Source organism: Aeromonas sp. FDAARGOS 1409 (assembly GCF_019048705.1).
Classification (GTDB): Bacteria; Pseudomonadota; Gammaproteobacteria; order Enterobacterales; family Aeromonadaceae; genus Aeromonas; species Aeromonas sanarellii.
The window spans coordinates 2584979-2604521 of record NZ_CP077395.1; the positions used below are offsets into that span (position 1 = coordinate 2584979).

Consider the following 19543-nt stretch of genomic DNA (forward strand, 5'->3'; position numbering starts at 1 on the left):
AAGGGGGAGGGGCCTGTTGCTCCCTCCCCTGCGAAGGGGAGGGCCGGGGTGGGGTCGGCTGTCAGGCCAGATCGCCGAAGCGACACTGCAGCGCCGTGATGGCGGTCAGGGCGGCGGTCTCGGTGCGCAGCACCCTAGGCCCCAGCAGCATCTCCTTGAAGTCTTCCTGCACGGTACGGGCGATCTCGTCGCTGGACAAGCCCCCTTCCGGGCCGATCAGCAGGCGCACCCCGTGCTCCGGTACCGGCAGGGTGTTGATGCTGTAGGGCGCCCGCGGGTGCAGGTTGAGCTTGAGCTCTTTCGTTTCTTCCGCGAGCCAGGCGTCCAGCTCCATGGGCATGCGCACCTCGGGCACGGTATTGCGGCCGCACTGCTCGCAGGCGCTGATCACCACCTTCTGCCACTGCTCGCGCTTCTTCTCCAACCGATCCGCCGGCAGCTTGACGCCGCAGCGCTCGGAGAAGAGCGGGGTGATGCAGGTGACGCCGAGCTCCACGGACTTCTGGATGGTGAAGTCCATCTTGTCGCCGCGGCTGATCACCTGGCCCAGGTGAATGGCAAGGGGCGATTCCACCGACTGGGTGTCGCAACGGTCGATGCGCACCTCCACCGACTTTTTGCCCACATTCGTGATGGTGGCGGGGTACTGGTGGCCGTCGCCGTTGAACAGTTCGAGCTGCTGGCCCGGCTGCATGCGCAGCACCCGGCCGATGTGGTTGGCGCCGTCTTCCGACAGGGCCAGTGTCTGGCCCGCCTGCAGGGGGGCCGGTTCATAGATACGTGGGATGCGCATGGCTCAATTCTGTCTCTCGCTCAAGGGAAGGGATGTTAAATCCCTTGTGCCCATAGATGGGGCTATTGGCACTGCTTTTCAATGAAGGGGTTGGTATTGCCCTGCAGTTTGCCGATGCGGCGGTTGCGCTCGCACTCCCAGCGATCCGCCGGATAGAGGCGATCCCAGGCCTCGAACAGTTTACGCTGTTGGGCGGCGAGGCGCAGCCCGTACTGCTCGCTCATGTAGAGATAGGCACGGGCGATCTGGCCACGCACCGGCCCCTTGGGCGGCTGCACCCGGCGCTCCTTGAAGTCCACCAGCATCTGGCACTTGCCGTACTGGTTCGGCTTGCCGTTCCAGTCGGAGAAGCGGAAGTTCGCCCGATCGCCGTTCACCTCGCCGATGGCGGGGAAGAGGTTGTGCATGTCCCCCTCCATCCTGTTGAACTCGTCGCTCTTGCCGCAGTTCTTGCGGCCCCCCTCCTGCCAGCACTGCAGCTGGTGGCCGAACTCCCAGGCGGGTACCACGTGCTCCCACTCGATGCGCGAGGCCCGCTCGGCCTGCTTGCGCGGCAGGTAGCCGCAACTCTCCCAGTCGGGGGCCATCTTCTTGCCGCTGAACTTGATGTTGCAGCCGCAATAGAAGGTGGTGGGGTGGCTCTGGTAGAGCTTGTTCAGACCCTGTTTGGCGGCGCGAAAGGTCTGGATGTTGTCGGCATGGGCCGGGGCGCTGACCAGCAGGGCCAGGCAGAGGGAGAGCAGAGGGCGAAACATGAATATCCTTGGCAATGAAACAGTTGAGTGAAGAGGATGCGCACACTATCACAGGGGCGCGACACAGGGTGACTCAATCCGCCGTGGTGTCGCGCTGCCACACCAGGGGCTGGCGACAGCGACGGCAGTGATAGCGGGCCTCGCCGCGCATCACCTTGTTGTGGCGGCGCACCGAGAGGGGATGCTGCTGACAGGCGCAGGCGTAAACGAAGGTGCGCTGGGCCAGCACGCCGAGATCGAAGCTGTGGGTGGTACTGGGCTCGAGACCGAACAGCTCCCGCATCACCGACTGCCACTGGCGGCCGTGGGGCAGTACCCGGCTCTTGCCGCGCCCCTCTCCCCAGAGCGCATGGACCAGTAGGTGGGCCACCTCGTGGGGCACCACTTCCCTGAGAAACGCCTGCTGATTGGCCTGATAGAGCGTCGGATTGAAACGCAGCTCCCAGGTCTGCAGCCGAGCCGATCCTGCCGCCCGGCCCCGCATGTTGCAGTGGACCTGCGGGCGGGGGAAGGGGCGGCCAAGGCGCGTTTCGGCCTGCACAAAGCAGGCCTCGACGCGCGTGAGCAGCGTCTCGATGAGGGCGGGGTCGAGCCGGGTAGCGGTGGCAGGCATGGGATCCTCGGGACAGGACACAAAAGCAAAAGGGGAGCCAGGCTCCCCTTTCATCACGACAGCGTGTCTTACAGACCGGCGGCGGAACGCAGCAGCTCTGCCTTGTCGGTCTTCTCCCAGGGGAACTCGTCGCGGCCGAAGTGGCCGTAGGCGGCGGTTGCCTGGTAGATCGGACGCTTCAGATCCAGCATCTCGATGAGGCCGTACGGGCGCAGTTCGAAGAACTCGCGCACCAGCTTGACCAGCAGCTCCTCGGCCACCTTGCCGGTACCGAAGGTCTCGACGCTGATGGAGGTCGGCTCGGCCACGCCGATGGCGTAGGAGACCTGCACTTCACAGCGGGCAGCCAGACCGGCCGCGACTATGTTCTTGGCCACGTAGCGGGCGGCGTAGGCGGCGGAACGGTCCACCTTGGACGGGTCCTTGCCGGAGAAGGCGCCACCACCGTGACGGGCCATGCCGCCGTAGGTGTCGACGATGATCTTGCGACCGGTCAGGCCGCAGTCACCCATGGGGCCGCCGATGACGAAACGGCCGGTCGGGTTGATGAAGTACTTGGTGTCCTTGGTGATCCACTCGGCCGGCAGCACCGGCTTGATGATCTCCTCGCGCACCGCTTCCACCAGGTCCTTGTGGCTGATGGAGTCGCAATGCTGGGTGGAGAGGACCACGGCATCGACACCCAGGATCTTGCCTGCGTCGTCGTAGGCGAAGGTCAGCTGGCTCTTGGCATCCGGGCGCAGCCACGGCAGGGTGCCGTTCTTGCGCACTTCTGCCTGACGCTTCACCAGCAGGTGAGAGTAGGTGATGGGCGCGGGCATCAGCACGTCGGTTTCGTTGGTGGCGTAACCGAACATCAGGCCCTGGTCACCGGCACCCTGCTCGTACGGGTCGGTACGGTCGACGCCCTGGTTGATGTCCGGGGACTGCTTGCCGATGGCGTTCAGCACGGCGCAGGAGTCGGCGTCGAAGCCCATGTCGGAGTGGGTGTAACCGATCTCGCGCACGGTGTCGCGCACGATCTGCTCGATGTCGACCCAGGCAGAGGTGGTCACTTCGCCGGCGACCATCACCATGCCGGTCTTGACCAGGGTTTCACAGGCGACGCGCGCCTTGGTGTCCTGTTCCAGGATGGCGTCCAGCACCGCATCGGAGATCTGGTCGGCGATTTTATCGGGATGGCCTTCGGAGACCGACTCGGAAGTAAACAGCTTTGCCATGTTTGGTTCTCAATTCGTAAGGGTTATCGCCTTGGCCATAACCGGATAATGACAGGATGACTGTAGAGGTATCTACATCTGGACGTCTATTTTAATTAGGTCACCGGGTGATTGCCAGCACTATTTGGGGTTGGAGTCGACCGGGCCAAGGCTCGGGGTGGATCCACCCCCATGGGGGTAAACGAGGGGGCGGATTGAATCGTTTTCCCGCAGCAGAAAAGCGATTGTGCTCCCAAAGCCACTTTATTCGCCCAGATAATATTTGCACGCCGCGCCCCCTGCTGGGACAATAACGCGCCTTAATCTTGGCCATCAAATGAAGCAATCGCAGGAGATACAGATGCCTTCTCGTAAAGAGCTTGCCAATGCCATTCGCGCATTGAGTATGGATGCCGTTCAAAAAGCCAACTCCGGTCACCCGGGCGCCCCCATGGGAATGGCGGATATCGCTGAAGTGCTGTGGCGCAGCCACCTGAAACACAACCCGAACAACCCCAAGTGGGCCGACCGCGACCGTTTCATTCTCTCCAACGGCCACGGCTCCATGCTGCTGTACTCCCTGCTGCACCTCTCCGGTTATGACCTCTCCATCGACGATCTGAAAAACTTCCGCCAACTGCACTCTCGCACCCCGGGTCACCCGGAGTACGGTTATGCGCCGGGCGTCGAGACCACCACGGGTCCGCTGGGTCAGGGCATCACCAACGCAGTCGGCATGGCGATCGCCGAGAAGGCCATGGCCGAGCAGTTCAACCAGCCGGGTCACGACATCGTCGACCACTACACCTACGCCTTCATGGGCGACGGCTGCCTGATGGAAGGCATCTCCCACGAGGCCTGCTCCCTGGCCGGCACCCTGGGTCTGGGCAAGCTGATCGCGTTCTGGGATGACAACGGTATCTCCATCGACGGTCACGTGGAAGGCTGGTTCACCGACGACACCCCCAAGCGCTTCGAAGCCTACGGCTGGCACGTCATCCCGGCCGTTGACGGTCACAACCCGGAGGCCATCAACGCCGCCATCGAAGCCGCCAAGGCCGAGACCGGCAAGCCGACCCTGATCTGCTGCCGCACCATCATCGGCTACGGTTCCCCGAACAAGTCCGGTTCCCACGACTGCCACGGCGCACCGCTGGGCAACGACGAGATCGCCGCCGCCCGTGCCTTCCTGAAGTGGGACCACGCGCCGTTCGTGATCCCGTCCGAGATCGCCGCCGAGTGGAACGGTCAGGAGAAGGGCGCCAAGCTCGAATCCGACTGGGCTGCCAAGTTCGCCGCCTATGAAGCCGCTCACCCGGCCCTGGCTGCCGAGTTCAAGCGCCGCACCGCTGGCGAGCTGCCGGCCAACTGGGCTACCGAATCCGCCAAGATCATCGAAACCCTGCAGGCCAACCCGGCCAAGATCGCGACCCGCAAGGCCTCCCAGAACTCCCTGGAAGCCTTCGGCAAGCTGCTGCCGGAATTCATGGGCGGCTCCGCGGATCTCGCTCCGTCCAACCTGACCATGTGGTCCGGCTCCAAGTCCCTGACCCCCGAGAGCGCCGCAGGCAACTACATCCACTACGGCGTGCGCGAGTTCGGCATGTCCGCCATCATGAACGGCATCGCCCTGCACGGTGGTTTCATCCCCTACGGCGCCACCTTCCTGATGTTCATGGAGTACGCCCGCAACGCCCTGCGCATGGCCGCCCTGATGAAGCAGCGCGCCATCTTCGTCTACACCCACGACTCCATCGGTCTGGGTGAAGATGGCCCGACCCACCAGCCGGTCGAGCAGATCGCCTCCCTGCGTCTGACCCCGAACATGAGCACCTGGCGTCCCTGTGACCAGGTAGAGTCCGCCATCGCCTGGAAACACGCCATCGAGCGTACCGACGGCCCGACCTCCCTGATCTTCTCCCGTCAGAACCTGGCCCAGATGGACCGCACCGCCCGGCAACTGGCCGATGCCGCCAAGGGTGGTTACGTGCTGAAGGATTGCGCCGGTACTCCGGAGCTGATCCTGATCGCCACCGGTTCCGAAGTGGAGCTGGCCGTTGCTGCCTATGAGCAGCTGACTGCCAAGGGCCGTGCCGTGCGTGTGGTCTCCATCCCCTCTACCGACGTGTTCGACGCCCAGTCCGCCGAGTACAAGGAGTCCGTCCTGCCGGCCGCCGTCACCAAGCGCGTGGCCATCGAAGCGGGCATCGCCGACTACTGGTACAAGTACGTGGGCTTTGGCGGCAAGATCATCGGCATGCGCACCTTCGGTGAGTCCGCCCCGGCCGAGCTGCTGTTCAAGGAATTCGGCTTTACCGTGGAAAACGTGGTGGCGACCGCAGAGTCCCTGTAACAGCCCCTGTAATTCCTGAACGTTGGGCCACTCTGGCCTAATAGCCGGAACGATAAAACGCCCTCCATCGCAAGATGGAGGGCGTTTTTTATGGCTGCTTGGGTATGACGAAATGGCGTGTGAGCCGATACGGGAGGTATTGAGACCAATTACTTGATCAATCTCGCTTTTTCTTTTGAATTTGCTTTCAAGTTTGGCGTCATACGATACCATTCTGGGCGGCTTACCCCCGTCATTACAGGGCATAAACCAATATTCGGTAGCGTCCATTGAACAAGCCTGGTTGGCAACGTTCGGGCTATTTGATGGTTGCTGGCTGCTTGGTGTCATGCAGCAGGGTTGTCGGGATGGCGGTCAGTTTTTCATGAAGAGTTCTTGATTATAAAAATGTCATGTGACGTATATCTGAAATGGAGTTTCCCATGTCTTGTTCCATTGTCATCAATCAGTCAGCACAGAAACTACAAGTCAATAAGGACAGCTACGATCTGGGAAGAATATCGAACGTACAGGTTCGGGTCCTTTCCTGGAAAGACAAAATACTCAATATGATGATATTGGGGGCCATTGCTTCCAGTTTACTGTTCATATTCGTGCCAACGAATGAACAAGGTCAGGTTATTACATGGATTCTTCCTGCTATCGCATTTTTGATTGGTGCATGTCTGGCACTGGTAATAAGTACCAAGTATGAGTTTCGGTTGGAGTTCAGGCATTCTGATGAGGTAGGGGTGCAATGGTTCACGGCTGCCAAGAGTCGAGCCGAGAGTGACTTTACATTGTTCAAACAGTGGGAAGCTGAACTCAAGCACCATATTCGATAGCGTGTTATTAGCCCGCAGGTTCGATTAGCGAAGCGTCATCTAACATTCGCACATCTGTGTCGATGCCATAAAAATAATATCCCTTCCTGTTACCAAAAAAGAGACCGGCCATTAGCCGGTCTCTTTTTATTTACCACAACCCTTACGCCTGCGGCGGGGTGCTTTCCGCGTTGGACATCACCGCATCCATCTGCACCAGGGCGCCGGCGGGCAGCTCGCTTACGCCGATGACGGTGCGGGCGGGGTGGTAGCCCGGGAAGTATTGGGTGTAGATGGCATCCACGTCCGCCAGATCCGCGATGTTGGCGAGCTGGATATTGACCTTGACGATATCGTCCATCACATGGCCGATGCTCTCCACTATGGTCTTGATATGGCCGAGGCACTGGGCGGTCTGCTCACGGATGCAGCCGGTCAGCACCTTGCTGGTGGCCATGTCGAGCGGCAGCTGGCCCGCGATATGGTTGTAGTGGGAGAAGGCGACGGTCTGGGTGTGCAGCGGGCTTCTCGGCGCCTTGTCGGTATTGCGGGCACGGATCACCAGGTTGTGTCTGTCTTCCACCAGCTGGGGCGGGGTGCCGTCACCGTGGGAGATGACCGCATCCATCTGCACCCGGGCTCCGAGCGGCAGGGCCGCTGCACTGATCACCGAGCGGGCCGGCAGGTAGGCGGCGGCGCGGGCGATGGCCGAATCCGGGAAGAAGGTGGTGTAGACCTCGTTGACGGCCTCCAGATCCGCCAGGTTGGTCAGATAGACGGTCACCTTGACGATGTCGTCGAAGGGGACGTCGATGCTCTCCAGCACCGCCTTGATATTGCGCAGGCACTGGGCGGCCTGTTCGCGGATGCCGCCGTCAATCAGGGCGCCGGAGGCCGGATCGAGCGGCAACTGGGCACCGATATTGTTGTAGTGGGAGAAGGCGACGCTCTGGCTCGAGAGCGGGTCCTGCGGGGCGCGATCGCTGTTTCGGGCGAGCTTGATCAGGGGGCAGGGGGCCTGCGGGAAGGTGCCTTCCCCGTTGGAGAGCAGGGCATCCATCTGAACGGCGGCGCCGAGTGGCAGGGCCGCCACGGCGAGCACGGTGCGGGTCGGCAGAGAGTGGGGGAAGAACTCGCGATAGACGGTATCGACCACCTCCAGATCTCCCATGTCTTTGAGGAAGAGGGTGACTTTCACCATGTCCTCCATGCCGTGGCCGATGCTCTGGACTATGGCCTGGATATTGGTGAGGCACTGTCTGGCCTGCGCCTGGATATCCCCCTCGATCAGCTTGCCCGTCCTGGGATCGACGGGGAGCTGGGCGGCAATATTGTTGTAGTGGGAGAAGGCCACGCTCTGGGTATAGGGGCCCAGATCCTGCGGTGCGTTGGGGGTATTTCTGGCGGATTTGATGATGGTACCACTCATGGCGATACTCCTTTTTCAAGCATTATTGGTGTAGGTACGGGTCACCCTCCCTCATCCTCCGATGGCCGTCCCGGCTCAGGAACGAGCGGGCACTCCTCTTTATTTCGGCAATGGCCAGCCATGCCCGGCAAATAATGACGGGTGGCAGACATTGCCTCGCATATTGAGTCGTAGTCGCCTGCGCAGGCGAACGGATAACAGAGGTATGGATTGGGTTGGTTATTTCAGACAGGGGGATTCTATGAGTGGCATTCGGGGGATGCAAACCGGGATCGCATTTCTATGAGGTGGCTCAATGCTCTGAAAAATAGCGAAAATGCGGTTCAATTCACGATATATGGCGGCTGGTATGGGGTGATAACGCGTTTTATCAGGGGAATGGCCGTTGCATGCGGGTTTGTGCCGAGGCGCCCTTGAACAATGGTGTGAATAAAGGGTTAAACATCGGCGATATTCTGCTGTTCATGCATACAGATATGAATGGCTATGCATTTTATGCCAATGGGCGGGGCTGTCGGCAATATCAAAAATATGCTAGCCAGTGCCCGCTTTCGGTCCTTGAAACCGCAGCTGGAAATATGATTCACCCGGGCTGCATGGTGACAATGTCGTCGACAAAAGCGAGCCGCCGCCATCAGTCAATCCGGGCTGAAAATGGCATCCAGATTTATGCAATGAAATTGCAGCGGAAAAAGAAGGAGGATGCGCAGGGTCGATAAGGTCTGCCGGCAGAGCCGGACAAGGGTGAGGCTGGGCAATGACAGAGAGGGCGGCATGTGCCGCTCTCTCCATCTTGGCGTGAGCGGGTTGCCCGCTCAGGCGGGGTAGAGGGCGCCCAGCACCGCGGGTCGGCTGGCGCCGGTCACCGCGGGCAGGTTGCCCGGCTTGCGCTGGATAAAGCGCATCGCCAGCCAGGCAAAGGCGGCCCCTTCCACCCAGTCGGGGGCAATCCCCAGCTCGGCAGTGCTGGCCAGGAGCCACCGGGGCAGCAGGGCGGCGAGCTCCGCCAGCAGGGGGGCGTTGTGGGCGCCGCCGCCGCAGATAAAGAGCGCTCCCGTCGCATCGGGCTCAAGCACGGGCAGTTGGCGGGCGATGCTGTGGCAGGTCAGCGCCTGCAGGGTACGCTGCACATCCACGGGGGCATAGGTGCCCCCTGCCAGCTCGCCATCGAGCCAGTCGAGGGTGAACATCTCCCGCCCCGTGCTCTTGGGGTGGGGGGCGGCAAAGTAGGGGTGGGCCAGCATGCGGTCAAGCAGGTCGGGAACAAGCCGGCCACCAGCCGCCCAGCGGCCACCCGCGTCGTAGTCGCCCCCCATGGGGTGGTGACGGCGATACCAGCCATCGAGCAGGGTATTGGCGGGGCCGGTGTCGAAGCCATAAACCCCTGAACCGGAGCCCCCGTCGGCGTGGCCAGGCAGCACAGAGATATTGGCGATGCCGCCGAGGTTCAGCACCACCCGCAGGGCGCCCGGCTTGGCAAAAATGGCTTGATGGAAGGCGGGGACCAGGGGAGCCCCCTGGCCGCCGAGGGCCATGTCCAGGGTGCGAAAATCGCTGATGACGTCGATGCCGGTCAGCGCCGCCAGCAGGGCCGCATTGCCGATCTGCAGGGTGAAGCCGAGTTGCGGGCGGTGGCGTATTGTCTGGCCGTGAGAGCCGATGGCGCTAATGTCGGCCGGTTTCAGCCCGGCCTTGGCGAGCAGGGCCTGAGTCGCGGCGGCGAATTCCCGCGCCACCAGGTTGTCGGCGACCCCCATGCGATCGATCTCGTTGTCGCCCGGGGTGCAGAGGGCGTGCAGCTCGCGGGCGGTCTCCGCTGGCCAGGGGTGGCACAGCGCCGCCTCTACCCGAAGTGCTTCCCCATCCATCGTCACCAGCACGGCGTCTATGCCATCCAGGCTGGTTCCCGACATCAATCCGATATAGCGCTCACTCATGGTCTATCCCTGTATGCAAGGAGAAAGGAGCCTGCCTCGATGCTATGCCCGATTGCGGTCCCGACATCCATCCGAAATAGCGCTCACTCATGGTTTATCCCCGTATGCAAGGAGAAAGGAAGCCTGCCTCGATGCCATGCCTGGTTACGGTTCCCGACATCCATCCGATATAGCGCTCGCTCATGGTTTCTCCTTGTTCTCTCCCCATGACGGCCAATTGCGGCAGTCGGGCCGGCCTTAGCCGCCGTTGCTGTCCCGTTTATTCTGGGCCAGCTGCAGTTCGGTGCTGTCCAGCTTGGCCAGCTGGGGCATGGCCTGGGCCTTGAAGTTGGCCAGCGCCCGACCGCTGAGGGTCTCGGCCTGGGGCAGGGTGAGGGTGCGCGGATTCTTGTGTACGCCCCCGACCACGAATTCATAGTGCAGGTGCGGGCCCGTGACCCGGCCTGTGCCGCCGAGCAGGCCTATGGTCTGGCCCTGCTTGACCCGCTGTCCCTTGTTGACCGTGCGTTTGGAGAGATGCAGGTACTTGGTGACGTAGTTGCCGGCGTGCTTGATGAAGACGTAGTTGCCGTTGAACTGGTTGTAGCCGGCGGCCACCACGCTGCCTGAGCCCGCCGCCATGATGGGGGTACCCACCGGCGCCACATAGTCGATGCCGTTGTGGGGGCGCACCTTGCCGGTGACCGGGTGCAGGCGGCGCGGGTTGAAGTTGGAGCTGATGTATTTGAAGTTGACCGGCGCGCGCAGGAAGCTCTTGCGCATCGCCTTGCCTTCCGGGGTGTAGTAGTTGCCATCCTCGTTCAGCACGGCGCGATAGGTGGCGCCCTGGTTGACGAACTCGGCGGCCAGGATGTCACCGGAGGCGACCCGCTCGTCATCCTGATATTTGTCCTGATAGACCACCCGGAAGCTGTCGCCCGGTTGCAGGTCCTGGGCGAAGTCGATGTCCCAGCCGAAGATGGCGGCGAGATCCATGATCTGGTCCTCGGTCATGCCCGCCTCGACGGCGGCGCCCCAGAAGCTGGAGCGGATCTCCCCCCTGGCCACCTGCTCGCGGGTGTCGAGCTCGAGCTTCACCGGCCTGGCCACGAAGCCCTCGGCCTTGCGGCTCACCTTGAGCGCCTGCTCCAGGCTGTGGGGGTAGTAGAGGCTGTGCAGATCCCCGTTCCTGGTGAGCTTGAAGGTGAGCTCCTGGCCGGGTTGCAGGGTTCGCAATGGGTTGGTGGCCTCCAGCTGGGCGATGAGGTAGAGATCGCTGGCGCTGAGGCCGAGGCGCTGGAAGATGACCTGCATGTTGTCGCCGCGGCGCACCTTCACCTGTTTGGTGACATAGCTCGGCTTGGGCGGAGTGACGGGCTCGGCCCGGGCCAGCAGCGCCTCTTCGTCGACCCGCTGCTCGACGGCCAGCTCGTTGTCGTTGTCATCGACCCGGGTGGCGACTGCCTGTTCGCTTGGCCAGGCGGCCAGCATCATGATCATGATGCTCAGGATCAGCACCATCTTGCGGTGCCAGGTAGGAAGAGAATTGAAGGCGTGCCAAAGGACCATGAGAAGCAGACGAAGTTGAACCCAGAAGAAGGTCGGAGTTTACCGCCTTTCCAATTGGCCCGCCATTCCAGTAATATGTCTGGCCCTGTGGAATCGTGATTGGAGAGTCAAAAAATGTCCCAGCTCGAGGTGGCGCTAGCCGAGATCAAGCGCGGAGCGGAAGAAATTCTGGTTGAAGAAGAACTGGTCGCCAAGTTGAAGGAAGGGCGCCCGCTGCGCATCAAGCTGGGGATGGACCCGACCGCGCCGGACATCCACCTGGGTCATACCGTGATCCTGAACAAGCTGAAGACCTTCCAGGATCTGGGCCACGAAGTGATCCTGCTGATCGGCGACTTCACCGCCATGGTGGGGGATCCCTCCGGCAAGAACGCCACCCGTCCGCCGCTCTCCGAAGAGGCCATCAAGCACAACGCCCTCACCTATGCCGAGCAGGCGTTCAAGATCCTGGACCCGGCCAAGACCCGCATCGAGTACAACTCCACCTGGCTGAGCGAGCTGGGCGCGACCGGCATGATCAAGCTGGCGGCCAAGCAGACCGTGGCCCGCATGATGGAGCGCGACGACTTCAAGAAGCGCTACAGCAACGGCCAGTCCATCGCCATTCACGAATTCCTCTATCCGCTGCTGCAAGGCTATGACTCAGTCGCGCTGAAGGCGGACGTCGAGCTCGGCGGTACCGACCAGAAGTTCAACCTGCTGATGGGCCGCGAGCTGCAAAAAGATGCCGGCATGGCGACCCAGTGCGTGCTGATGATGCCGCTCTTGGTGGGCCTGGACGGCGTCAAGAAGATGTCCAAGTCCGCCGCCAACTACATCGGCGTACACGACGCCCCGGGGGAGATGTTCGGCAAGATCATGTCCATCACCGACGATCTGATGTGGAACTACTACGAGCTGCTCTCCTTCCGTCCGCTGGCTGAAATCGAAGAGTTCAAGGCCGGCATCGCCGCCGGTACCCTGAACCCCCGCGACGTGAAGATCTGGCTGGCCAAGGAGATCATCGCCCGCTACCACGACGCCGCGGCGGCCGAGGCGGCCCACGAAGACTTCACCCAGCGTTTCTCCAAGAACGCCATCCCGGACGAGATGCCGGAGGTCGAGCTGGCCCTGGAAGGGGACGGGCTGGCCATCGCCAACCTGCTGAAAGATGCCGATCTGGTGGCCACCACCTCCGAGGCGCTGCGCATGATCAAGCAGGGTGCGGTGAAGGTTGATGGCGAGAAGCTGGAAGATGGCAAGGCACTCATCGGTGCCGGCACCGCCGTCTACCAGGTCGGCAAGCGCAAGTTTGCCAGGGTGACCGTCAAGTAAGTTCCTTGCGCGTCACACCGCCATGAAGAAGGCCTCCCTTGCGGAGGCCTTCTTGTTTTTGGGGTCGGCATGGCGTTCGGTGCCATGCAAAGGAGAGGGGCGCTCAGCGTCCTTCCACCTGGCGAGCGGCAGGACTCCCGTGGCAGGTTCGCAGGTATTGATAGGGGGTCAGGCCGAACTCCTCCTTGAAGCGCGCGGCAAAGCGGCCGGGGGAGTCGTAACCGCAGGCGAGGGCGGTCTGAAGCGGATTGAACCCCTGTTGCAGCAGGGTGAGGGCATGACCCAGGCGCACCTGGGTCAGCACCTGGCGAAAGCTGCGCCCCTCGGCGGCCAGCTTGCGGACCAGGGAGGCGCGGCTCATGGCGAAGTGGGTCGCCACCGTCTCCAGCCGGTGATCGCAGCCCGGCTCCACGCTGAGGTAGCGGGCCAGCCGCTCCCCCAGGGTCATGGTAGTGGCGGGAAAGAGCAGTCCAAGGCCCCCCGCTTCCCTGAGCTCGCCATAAAACCCTTGCAGCAGCCGGGTCTGGGCCGCCTCGCAGAGCTGCCGGTCCGCCATGGTGGTGACGAGATCGAAGCAGAAGGCGAGGGCCGGATTCACCCTGATGGCCGGTGGCTTGAGGAGATCGAGGGCGCTCCCTGTCAGCCACTCGGCCGGTGGCGGGGCCAGCAGGGTGAGCGCCTGGGAGCGAAACGTGCCCTGCTCCGGCTGGTTGACGAAGGTGAGCCGGTGACCCGCCGGGATCAGCAGCCAGCTCTCCTTGTCAAACGACAGGCGTTGCTCCCGCCACCACAGCTGCTTGCGGCCCTGCTGCACCCAGATGAGGGTCGGCGCATAGATGAGCACCCGGCGCAGGGGCTGCTGGCGGATCCCGAAGTAGTGATTCAGTTGCAGCAGGGGCGTGCTCATCCGGCGGGCTCCTAGGGGGTGGTGAAGGTGGCGGTCAGGGTGGCCTTGCCAAGGGCCTGGCTGTTGAGCATGTAGCCTACCATGGCGGGCGGGGTGTTGGCCTTCACCTCCAGCGCCCCGGGCAGGGCCCAGGCGGTGAACTGGTAGCGATGCATGCCGTGACCCGCGGGTGGGCAGGGGCCGCCATAACCCTGGGTGCCGTAGTCGGTGCCAAGCTCCAGCCCCTGCTTGAGCTTGCCGGAGGCGTTGCTCGGCAACTCGTGCTGGCTGGCCGGCAGGTTCACCACCAGCCAGTGCCACCAGCCGCTGCCGGTGGGAGCGTCCGGATCATAGGCGGTGATGGCGATGCTCTGGGTGCCGGCGGGCAGGTTCTGCCAGCTCAGCTGGGGGGAGCGGTTCTCGCCGCTGCAGCCAAAGCCGTTGAAGCTGAAGACCTTGTCCATGGGTTCCCCCTCGCGGATGTCGGTACTCTTCAGGGTCATGGCGCCGGCGGGCAGGGCGGGCAGGGCGGTCAGGTAGAGCAGGGGCAGCAGGGTGGTGATGGGGGATCTCATGGTGTGCACTCCTTGTGTGAATAAGGAGTTCACTCTAAGGGGGCCGGTTCAAAACAGAGTGCCCCTATGGCTCAAATCATGCCTTTGAAGCGGTTTTTGTGAGTCGTTCGGTGCTTTTTCAAAGGGCATAAAAAAACCGGCATCCAGGGATGCCGGTTTTTATGCGCGGAGCGCTGCTTAGCGCAGGATCATCTCGTCACGGCCCGGGCCGACGGAGACCATGGGCACCGGCACGCCCAGCAGGGCTTCGATGCGCAGCACGTAGTCCTGGGCCGCCTTGGGCAGCTCGTCGAAGGTGCGGCAGCCGCTGATGTCTTCGCTCCAGCTCTCCATCTTCTCGTAGACGGGGGTGAGGGCGGCGGTCTGCGGCCAGATCGGGTTCTCGGTGTGAGCCCCTTCGTAGGCCACGCAGATCTTCAGATCCGGCAGACCGGTCAGGCAGTCCAGCTTGGTCAGGGCCACTTCGGTGGCGGCCTGCAGCTCGACGCCGTTCTTGGTGGCGACGGCATCGAAGTAGCCCACGTCACGGGGACGACCTGTGGTGGCGCCGAACTCGTTGGTGATCTTGCGGAACTCGTCCTGGTTCTCCATGGCGGTCAGCAGGGTGCCGGTACCGACGGAGGAGCTGAACGCCTTGGCCACGGCGATGACGCGCTCCGGGCGCAGGCCCGGCAGACCGCCACCGATGCCGGCGTAGGCGCCGGACACGTGGGAGGAAGTGACCCAGGGGTACTCGCCGTAGATGAGATCACGGCCGGCGCCCAGCTGGGCTTCGAACAGCAGGGTCTTGCCTTCGGCCTGCAGCGCCTTGAGGGGCATGCTGACGTTGCAGACGGCGTCAATCCAGGGAGCGGACACTTCCAGCAGCCAGTCGGCCATCTCCTGGGCAGTCTGGGTGAATGTGAAGTCAGGATAGAGAGCCTTCATCTGCGGCAGCTTCCAGTCCAGCATGAACTGGATGCGCTCGACCAGCACGTCCGGCTGTTTCAGCCAGCCCACCAGGATCGCCTTTTTCATGACCCGATCACCGTAAGCCGGGGCAATGCCCTGACGGGTGGAGCCGTAGGCGCCGTCACCCAGGCGTTGCTCTTCCAGGGTGTCTTCCAGCGCATGCAGCGGCAGGCAGAGGGTGGCACGGTCAGAGATGGCGAGCTTGGGAGTGACGCCGGAGGCCTTGACCTCTTCCAGCTCGACGGTGAGCTTCTCGGGGCTGATCACCATGCCGGGGCCCAGCACCACCAGGCAATCCGGGTTGAAGACGCCGCTCGGCACCTGGTGCAGCTTGAAGGTGCCCAGATCGTTGACCACGGTGTGGCCGGCGTTGTTGCCGCCCTGGAAACGAATGCTGGCGCCAGCCTGGCCTGCCAGATAATCGACGATGCGGCCCTTGCCCTCATCACCCCAGTTAGCACCTACGACTACGATAGACGACATGACTCTTTCTCCTAAGACGTTAGGCGTTCATCCTAGGAGTCCCGTGAGGATTAGAAAAATTAATTATCTTTATAATTCCGATAAGAGAGTCATATAATTACGGTGCAATTATCGACAACGCGCTCCCTTCCGTGGTGCCCGTGCCCCGGCGGCGCTGGCCCTGCCACCGACCCCGGGAGAAGAGGACCCCCATGCTGGACATTCACTGGCTGCACACCTTCGTCACCCTGGCCCGGTTGCAGCACTTCGGCCAGACGGCCACCGAACTGCACATGACCCAGCCCAATGTCAGCCTGCACCTCAAGAACCTGGAGCAGGCGACCCGGGTCAAGCTGGTGGAGCGCAGCCCGTTTCGCCTGACCCAGGCGGGGGAGCGGCTGCTGCAAAGCGCCGAGCGCGCCATCAACGAGCTGCAGCTCTGTCAGTCCGATCTCAATGCCCTGAGCCAGTTGAGCCAGGGGACGCTCGCCATCGCTGCCAGCGACATCATCTCGCGCCTGCTGCTGATCCAGCCGTTCCAGCGCTTCAAGCAGGCCTTCCCCGGCATCGACCTCACCCTGTTCAACACCACCTCGGATCAGGCGGCGGATCTGGTGCGGGCGGGCAAGGCGGATCTGGGCTTCGTGATGGCGCAAAAGCGCAGCGAACCGCTCTTCTACACCGAGTTGCAGCAGGTGACCTGGTGTGCCCTGGGGCACGGCCTGGCCCGCTGGCAGGCGCGGGCCAGCTCGGGGGAGAGCGATCCTCTGGACGAGCCGACCCTGATCCTGCTGGGACACGACACCCGGACCCGGGCGCTGATCGACCCCTCATTGCCCCTGCTCGGTCTGCCGAGCTGCCGCATCATGGAGGTGGGGAGCGTGGATGCCCAGCTCGACTGGGCCGAGGCGGGCTTTGGCGTCGCCATAGTGCCGGATTTCTCCCTTCACCCCAGGCTCAAGCTGACCGCCCCCGTGACCCGGCTCACCGACTTTCCCGGCACCAGCCTGGGGTATGTGGTGCGCCAGAACCAGGTGCTGTCGCGGGCCATCAAGCAGTTGCTGCACTGGGTGGAGGAGGAGATCCAGAGCCCGGCGCTGCTGCCGGCCGCCAAGGCCTGAGCCAGAACCGCTGCCACCGCTGAAACGAAGAGAGGCCACCCTGGGGTGGCCTCTCGTATATCCGGTGCCCGTCACTGGGCGGGCGTCTCCTTCCCCTCGGCGGCGCCGTCTGGTCGGGAGGCTGCGGGGTCGGCCTGGTCGCTCGCCTGCGCCGCCGACGGGGTGGGGCTGATGGGGGCGGGCAGCGCGTCAGGCGTCATCACGGCGCTCCCCTGGGAGGGGAGATCGGTCAGTGCCGGGGCCGTCCCCGTGGGCGCTGCCGCCGAGCTGGCCGGCAGGGTGGCTCCGGAAGGCTGTTCCGGCTGGGTGTCTGCCCCTTCCAGCGGTGTGGCCGCGCTGGTGGGAGCCGGGAGCCCGGTGGGCTGGGCGCCCGAGGTCGCCCCGGCCCCCGACGCCGTGAGGCTGTCCGGTGGCAGGACCGGCGTTGGCGCGGCATCCAGCATGCCTGGGTGGAGCGGGGCCAGATCTCCCGCCTGCATCCCCTCCCAGGTGAGGGTGGTGAGGGCCGGGTGCAGGCGAGTGAACTGCTTGAGGCGCTCGCTCAGCACGTCGCGCAGGGTGCGTACCTCGGTCTCGGGCAGGCTGGCCTGCGCCACCAGCTCGGCGGTGACGGCGAAGGTATTGACGCCGCTGGTCTGCCCCGGATAGAGGTTGGCGCCGATGCGGCTGCGCTCATAGTAGGGATACTGCTCGAGCAGCCTGTCTATCTGCTCCCCCTCGATGGGGATGAGACGGGCCTTGCAGCGACCGGTGAGATCGCCGATGCCCTGGTTGGGGTGACCGGCGACCACGAAGGCGGCATCCAGGGTGTCGTTGCAGAGCCCCTCCAGCCGGTTGCCCGGGGATGCCACCGCTGGCAGGGTGAAGTCGGTGGCCTGCCAGCCCATGGCATCGAGCAGTGCCCGGCTGGTGATCCTGTCCCCCGAGTTGGGGGCGCCGAGGTCGACCCGTTTTCCCTTGATGTCCGCCAGGGTGGTGATGTTGCTGGTGGCGCTGGCGAGCAGGGTCAGGGACTCCTTGTGGAGTCGCAGCAGGCTGCGCAGTTGATCCCAGGAGGGCTGGCCCGAGAAGGGACCGCTGCCGTGGACCGCGTGGTGGAGCACATCGGACTGCACCAGGGCCAGCTGGATGTCTCCCTTGGCGAGCGCCGCCAGGTTGGCGAGGGAGCCCGAGGTGCTCTGCACCGTGCAGTGCACGCCGTGGCGGGCGCTCTCCTCGTTCAGCAGGCGGCAGATGGCGCCTCCCGTGGGGTAGTAGACACCGTTGAGCGCCCCCGTGCCTATGGTCACGTAGGCGGGGGCGGCCAGGAGGGGCTGGGCCAGCATGGTCGCCAGCCAGGGCAGGGCGAAGCGCGACAGGCGCAGCATGGAAAACAGGGCGAATGGGCGCATAGTGAACCGGAACCGTGGCTGAAAAGAGGATGAGCCAGGCTCATCCCGTCATGAATCTCATCTTATCTGTATCGGATGGGAAGCTGAATGGCTTTCACCATTTCAGGTCCGGGGGCGGCGAAACGGCCGCCACCCCTTGCCATCAGCGGCGCGCCTGGAGGATGGCCTTCTCCATGCGCGACAGGGCTTCGGTCAGCCGCGCCCGGGTGCAGCCGAAGTTGAGGCGCACGAACTGGCCATCGCCAAACTGGGCGCCGGGGGAGAGGCCCACACCGGCCTGCTCGAAGAAGGCGATGGGGTCATCCAGGCCGAGGACCCTCACGTCGACCCAGGCGAGGTAGGTGGCCTGATGGCGTGCCAGCTTGATGCCGGGCCAGCGGGCCACCGCCTGCTCGATCAGCGCCAGGTTGCCCCTCAGATAGTCGAGCTGCTCGGTGAGCCATTGTTCTCCCCCCTCGTAGGCCGCCTCGGCCGCCACGAAACCCAGCAGGTTGACGTCGGCGCTGATGCCGCGCATCGCCTGCTGCAGCTTGAGGCGCAGGCGGGCGTTGGGGACCACGGCGAAGGAGCAGCACAGACCCGCGATGTTGAAGGTCTTGCTCGGCGCCATCATGACGGCGCTGCGCTCGGCCGCCGCCGGGCTCAGGGCGCCATAGGGGATGTGGCGGGCGTCCTTGTCCAGCAACAGGTCGCAGTGGATCTCGTCTGAGCAGATCACCAGGTTGTGGCGCTCGGCGATGGCGTCGATGGCGAGCAGCTCCTCGCGAGTGAAGACGGTACCGCCCGGGTTGTGGGGGTTGCACAGCAGCAGCAGATCCGCGCTGGGCGCCTGGCGCTCCAGTTCTTCCAGATCCAGCACCCAGCGACCGGCCTCTTCCACCATGGGCACGGTGAGCAGGGGGCGGTCGTTGAAGCCCGGCGCCTGCAGGAAGGGATAGTAGACCGGCTTGGGGGTGATGATGCCGCGACCGTGCTGGCTCCAGGCCCGGCAGGCGAGATTCAGCCCCGGCACCACGCCGGGCAGGAAGACGAGCCACTCGGTCTGGATGGTCCAGCCATAGCGCTGCTGCATGCGGGTCTTGATGAGTTCGATCAGCCGGGGAGAGGGGCGGGAATAGCCGAAGATGCCGTGGGCGACCCGCTTCGTGAGCGCCTCGAGAATGGCGGGGGGAGAGACGAAGTCGGTGTCTGCCACCCACATGGGCAGCACATCCTGGCCCTTGTACTTGTCCCATTTCAGGCTCATGGTGCCGCTGCGATCTATTTCCCGATCAAAATCAAACATGTTAAATCCTTGTACTGGCGCTGGATGGGCTTCCAATGTACGGACTTGGACGCGCCCTCGCAACCCTTGAGGTGGCTGTTTTTAATGGCATAAAATAGCCGCCGTCATAGCCGTGCCCGCCCGTTTCT

17 protein-coding genes are annotated in these 19543 nt (G+C 63.5%); 5 read left to right on the forward strand and 12 right to left on the reverse strand.

Annotated features, from left to right (window positions below):
- Positions 1 to 61 precede the first annotated feature (61 nt).
- The 4 genes from rsmE to metK form a co-directional block, all read right to left on the reverse strand.
- On the reverse strand, positions 62 to 793 hold the full coding sequence (gene rsmE, locus I6L39_RS12345; protein WP_042078102.1) for a 16S rRNA (uracil(1498)-N(3))-methyltransferase: 732 nt from the start codon (positions 791 to 793) through the stop codon (positions 62 to 64).
- Between the two features lie 62 nt (positions 794 to 855).
- Positions 856 to 1548: an endonuclease gene (locus I6L39_RS12350; RefSeq protein ID WP_216989797.1), complete on the reverse strand. Its 693-nt coding sequence runs from the start codon at positions 1546 to 1548 to the stop codon at positions 856 to 858.
- Positions 1549 to 1621: 73 nt separating this feature from the next.
- Positions 1622 to 2161, reverse strand: a complete 540-nt coding sequence (locus I6L39_RS12355) for a SprT family zinc-dependent metalloprotease (RefSeq protein WP_042078105.1) — start codon at positions 2159 to 2161, stop codon at positions 1622 to 1624.
- Positions 2162 to 2229: 68 nt separating this feature from the next.
- The gene (gene metK / locus I6L39_RS12360) at positions 2230 to 3381 is read right to left on the reverse strand and encodes a methionine adenosyltransferase (RefSeq protein ID WP_216989798.1); all 1152 of its coding nucleotides are present in this window, start codon (positions 3379 to 3381) and stop codon (positions 2230 to 2232) included.
- A gap of 340 nt (positions 3382 to 3721) precedes the next feature.
- On the opposite strand from metK, the gene tkt reads away from it, so the two are divergent.
- Positions 3722 to 5713, forward strand: a complete 1992-nt coding sequence (gene tkt / locus I6L39_RS12365) for a transketolase (RefSeq protein WP_216989799.1) — start codon at positions 3722 to 3724, stop codon at positions 5711 to 5713.
- Positions 5714 to 6135: 422 nt separating this feature from the next.
- Positions 6136 to 6537, forward strand: a complete 402-nt coding sequence (locus tag I6L39_RS12370; RefSeq protein ID WP_216989800.1) for a hypothetical protein — start codon at positions 6136 to 6138, stop codon at positions 6535 to 6537.
- 142 nt (positions 6538 to 6679) lie between these two features.
- Here I6L39_RS12370 and I6L39_RS12375 read toward each other — a convergent pair whose 3' ends face one another.
- Complete coding sequence (locus I6L39_RS12375; protein WP_216989801.1) at positions 6680 to 7945, reverse strand: RidA family protein; 1266 nt, start codon at positions 7943 to 7945, stop codon at positions 6680 to 6682.
- 413 nt (positions 7946 to 8358) lie between these two features.
- Between I6L39_RS12375 and I6L39_RS12380 the strand changes: the two genes are divergently transcribed.
- Positions 8359 to 8664 (forward strand): hypothetical protein, encoded by a 306-nt coding sequence (locus I6L39_RS12380; RefSeq protein WP_216989802.1) that lies wholly within the window; start codon positions 8359 to 8361, stop codon positions 8662 to 8664.
- 96 nt (positions 8665 to 8760) lie between these two features.
- Here I6L39_RS12380 and I6L39_RS12385 read toward each other — a convergent pair whose 3' ends face one another.
- Together I6L39_RS12385 and I6L39_RS12390 are read right to left on the reverse strand one after the other, a co-directional pair.
- Entirely contained in the window at positions 8761 to 9882 is a 1122-nt protein-coding gene (locus I6L39_RS12385; protein ID WP_216989803.1) for an anhydro-N-acetylmuramic acid kinase, read from the reverse strand.
- Between the two features lie 237 nt (positions 9883 to 10119).
- Entirely contained in the window at positions 10120 to 11430 is a 1311-nt protein-coding gene (locus I6L39_RS12390) for a peptidoglycan DD-metalloendopeptidase family protein (protein ID WP_216989804.1), read from the reverse strand.
- Positions 11431 to 11544: 114 nt separating this feature from the next.
- Between I6L39_RS12390 and tyrS the strand changes: the two genes are divergently transcribed.
- Entirely contained in the window at positions 11545 to 12744 is a 1200-nt protein-coding gene (gene tyrS, locus I6L39_RS12395; RefSeq protein ID WP_042078111.1) for a tyrosine--tRNA ligase, read from the forward strand.
- 103 nt (positions 12745 to 12847) lie between these two features.
- Here the strand turns inward: tyrS and I6L39_RS12400 are convergent, their stop codons facing one another.
- The 3 genes from I6L39_RS12400 to I6L39_RS12410 form a co-directional block, all read right to left on the reverse strand.
- Positions 12848 to 13651: a helix-turn-helix transcriptional regulator gene (locus tag I6L39_RS12400; RefSeq protein WP_216989805.1), complete on the reverse strand. Its 804-nt coding sequence runs from the start codon at positions 13649 to 13651 to the stop codon at positions 12848 to 12850.
- Positions 13652 to 13662: 11 nt separating this feature from the next.
- A complete protein-coding gene (locus I6L39_RS12405) occupies positions 13663 to 14205 on the reverse strand; it encodes a YbhB/YbcL family Raf kinase inhibitor-like protein (RefSeq protein WP_216989806.1) in 543 nt (180 codons plus the stop codon).
- Between the two features lie 177 nt (positions 14206 to 14382).
- On the reverse strand, positions 14383 to 15639 hold the full coding sequence (locus I6L39_RS12410) for an adenylosuccinate synthetase (RefSeq protein ID WP_216989807.1): 1257 nt from the start codon (positions 15637 to 15639) through the stop codon (positions 14383 to 14385).
- A gap of 191 nt (positions 15640 to 15830) precedes the next feature.
- Between I6L39_RS12410 and I6L39_RS12415 the strand changes: the two genes are divergently transcribed.
- Positions 15831 to 16739, forward strand: coding sequence for a LysR family transcriptional regulator (locus tag I6L39_RS12415; RefSeq protein ID WP_042078116.1), 909 nt, complete (start codon positions 15831 to 15833; stop codon positions 16737 to 16739).
- A gap of 71 nt (positions 16740 to 16810) precedes the next feature.
- Here I6L39_RS12415 and I6L39_RS12420 read toward each other — a convergent pair whose 3' ends face one another.
- Both I6L39_RS12420 and I6L39_RS12425 read right to left on the reverse strand, forming a co-directional pair.
- Entirely contained in the window at positions 16811 to 18130 is a 1320-nt protein-coding gene (locus I6L39_RS12420; RefSeq protein ID WP_216989808.1) for a TAXI family TRAP transporter solute-binding subunit, read from the reverse strand.
- A gap of 142 nt (positions 18131 to 18272) precedes the next feature.
- The gene (locus I6L39_RS12425; protein ID WP_216989809.1) at positions 18273 to 19415 is read right to left on the reverse strand and encodes a MalY/PatB family protein; all 1143 of its coding nucleotides are present in this window, start codon (positions 19413 to 19415) and stop codon (positions 18273 to 18275) included.
- Between the last annotated feature and the right edge of the window lie 128 nt (positions 19416 to 19543).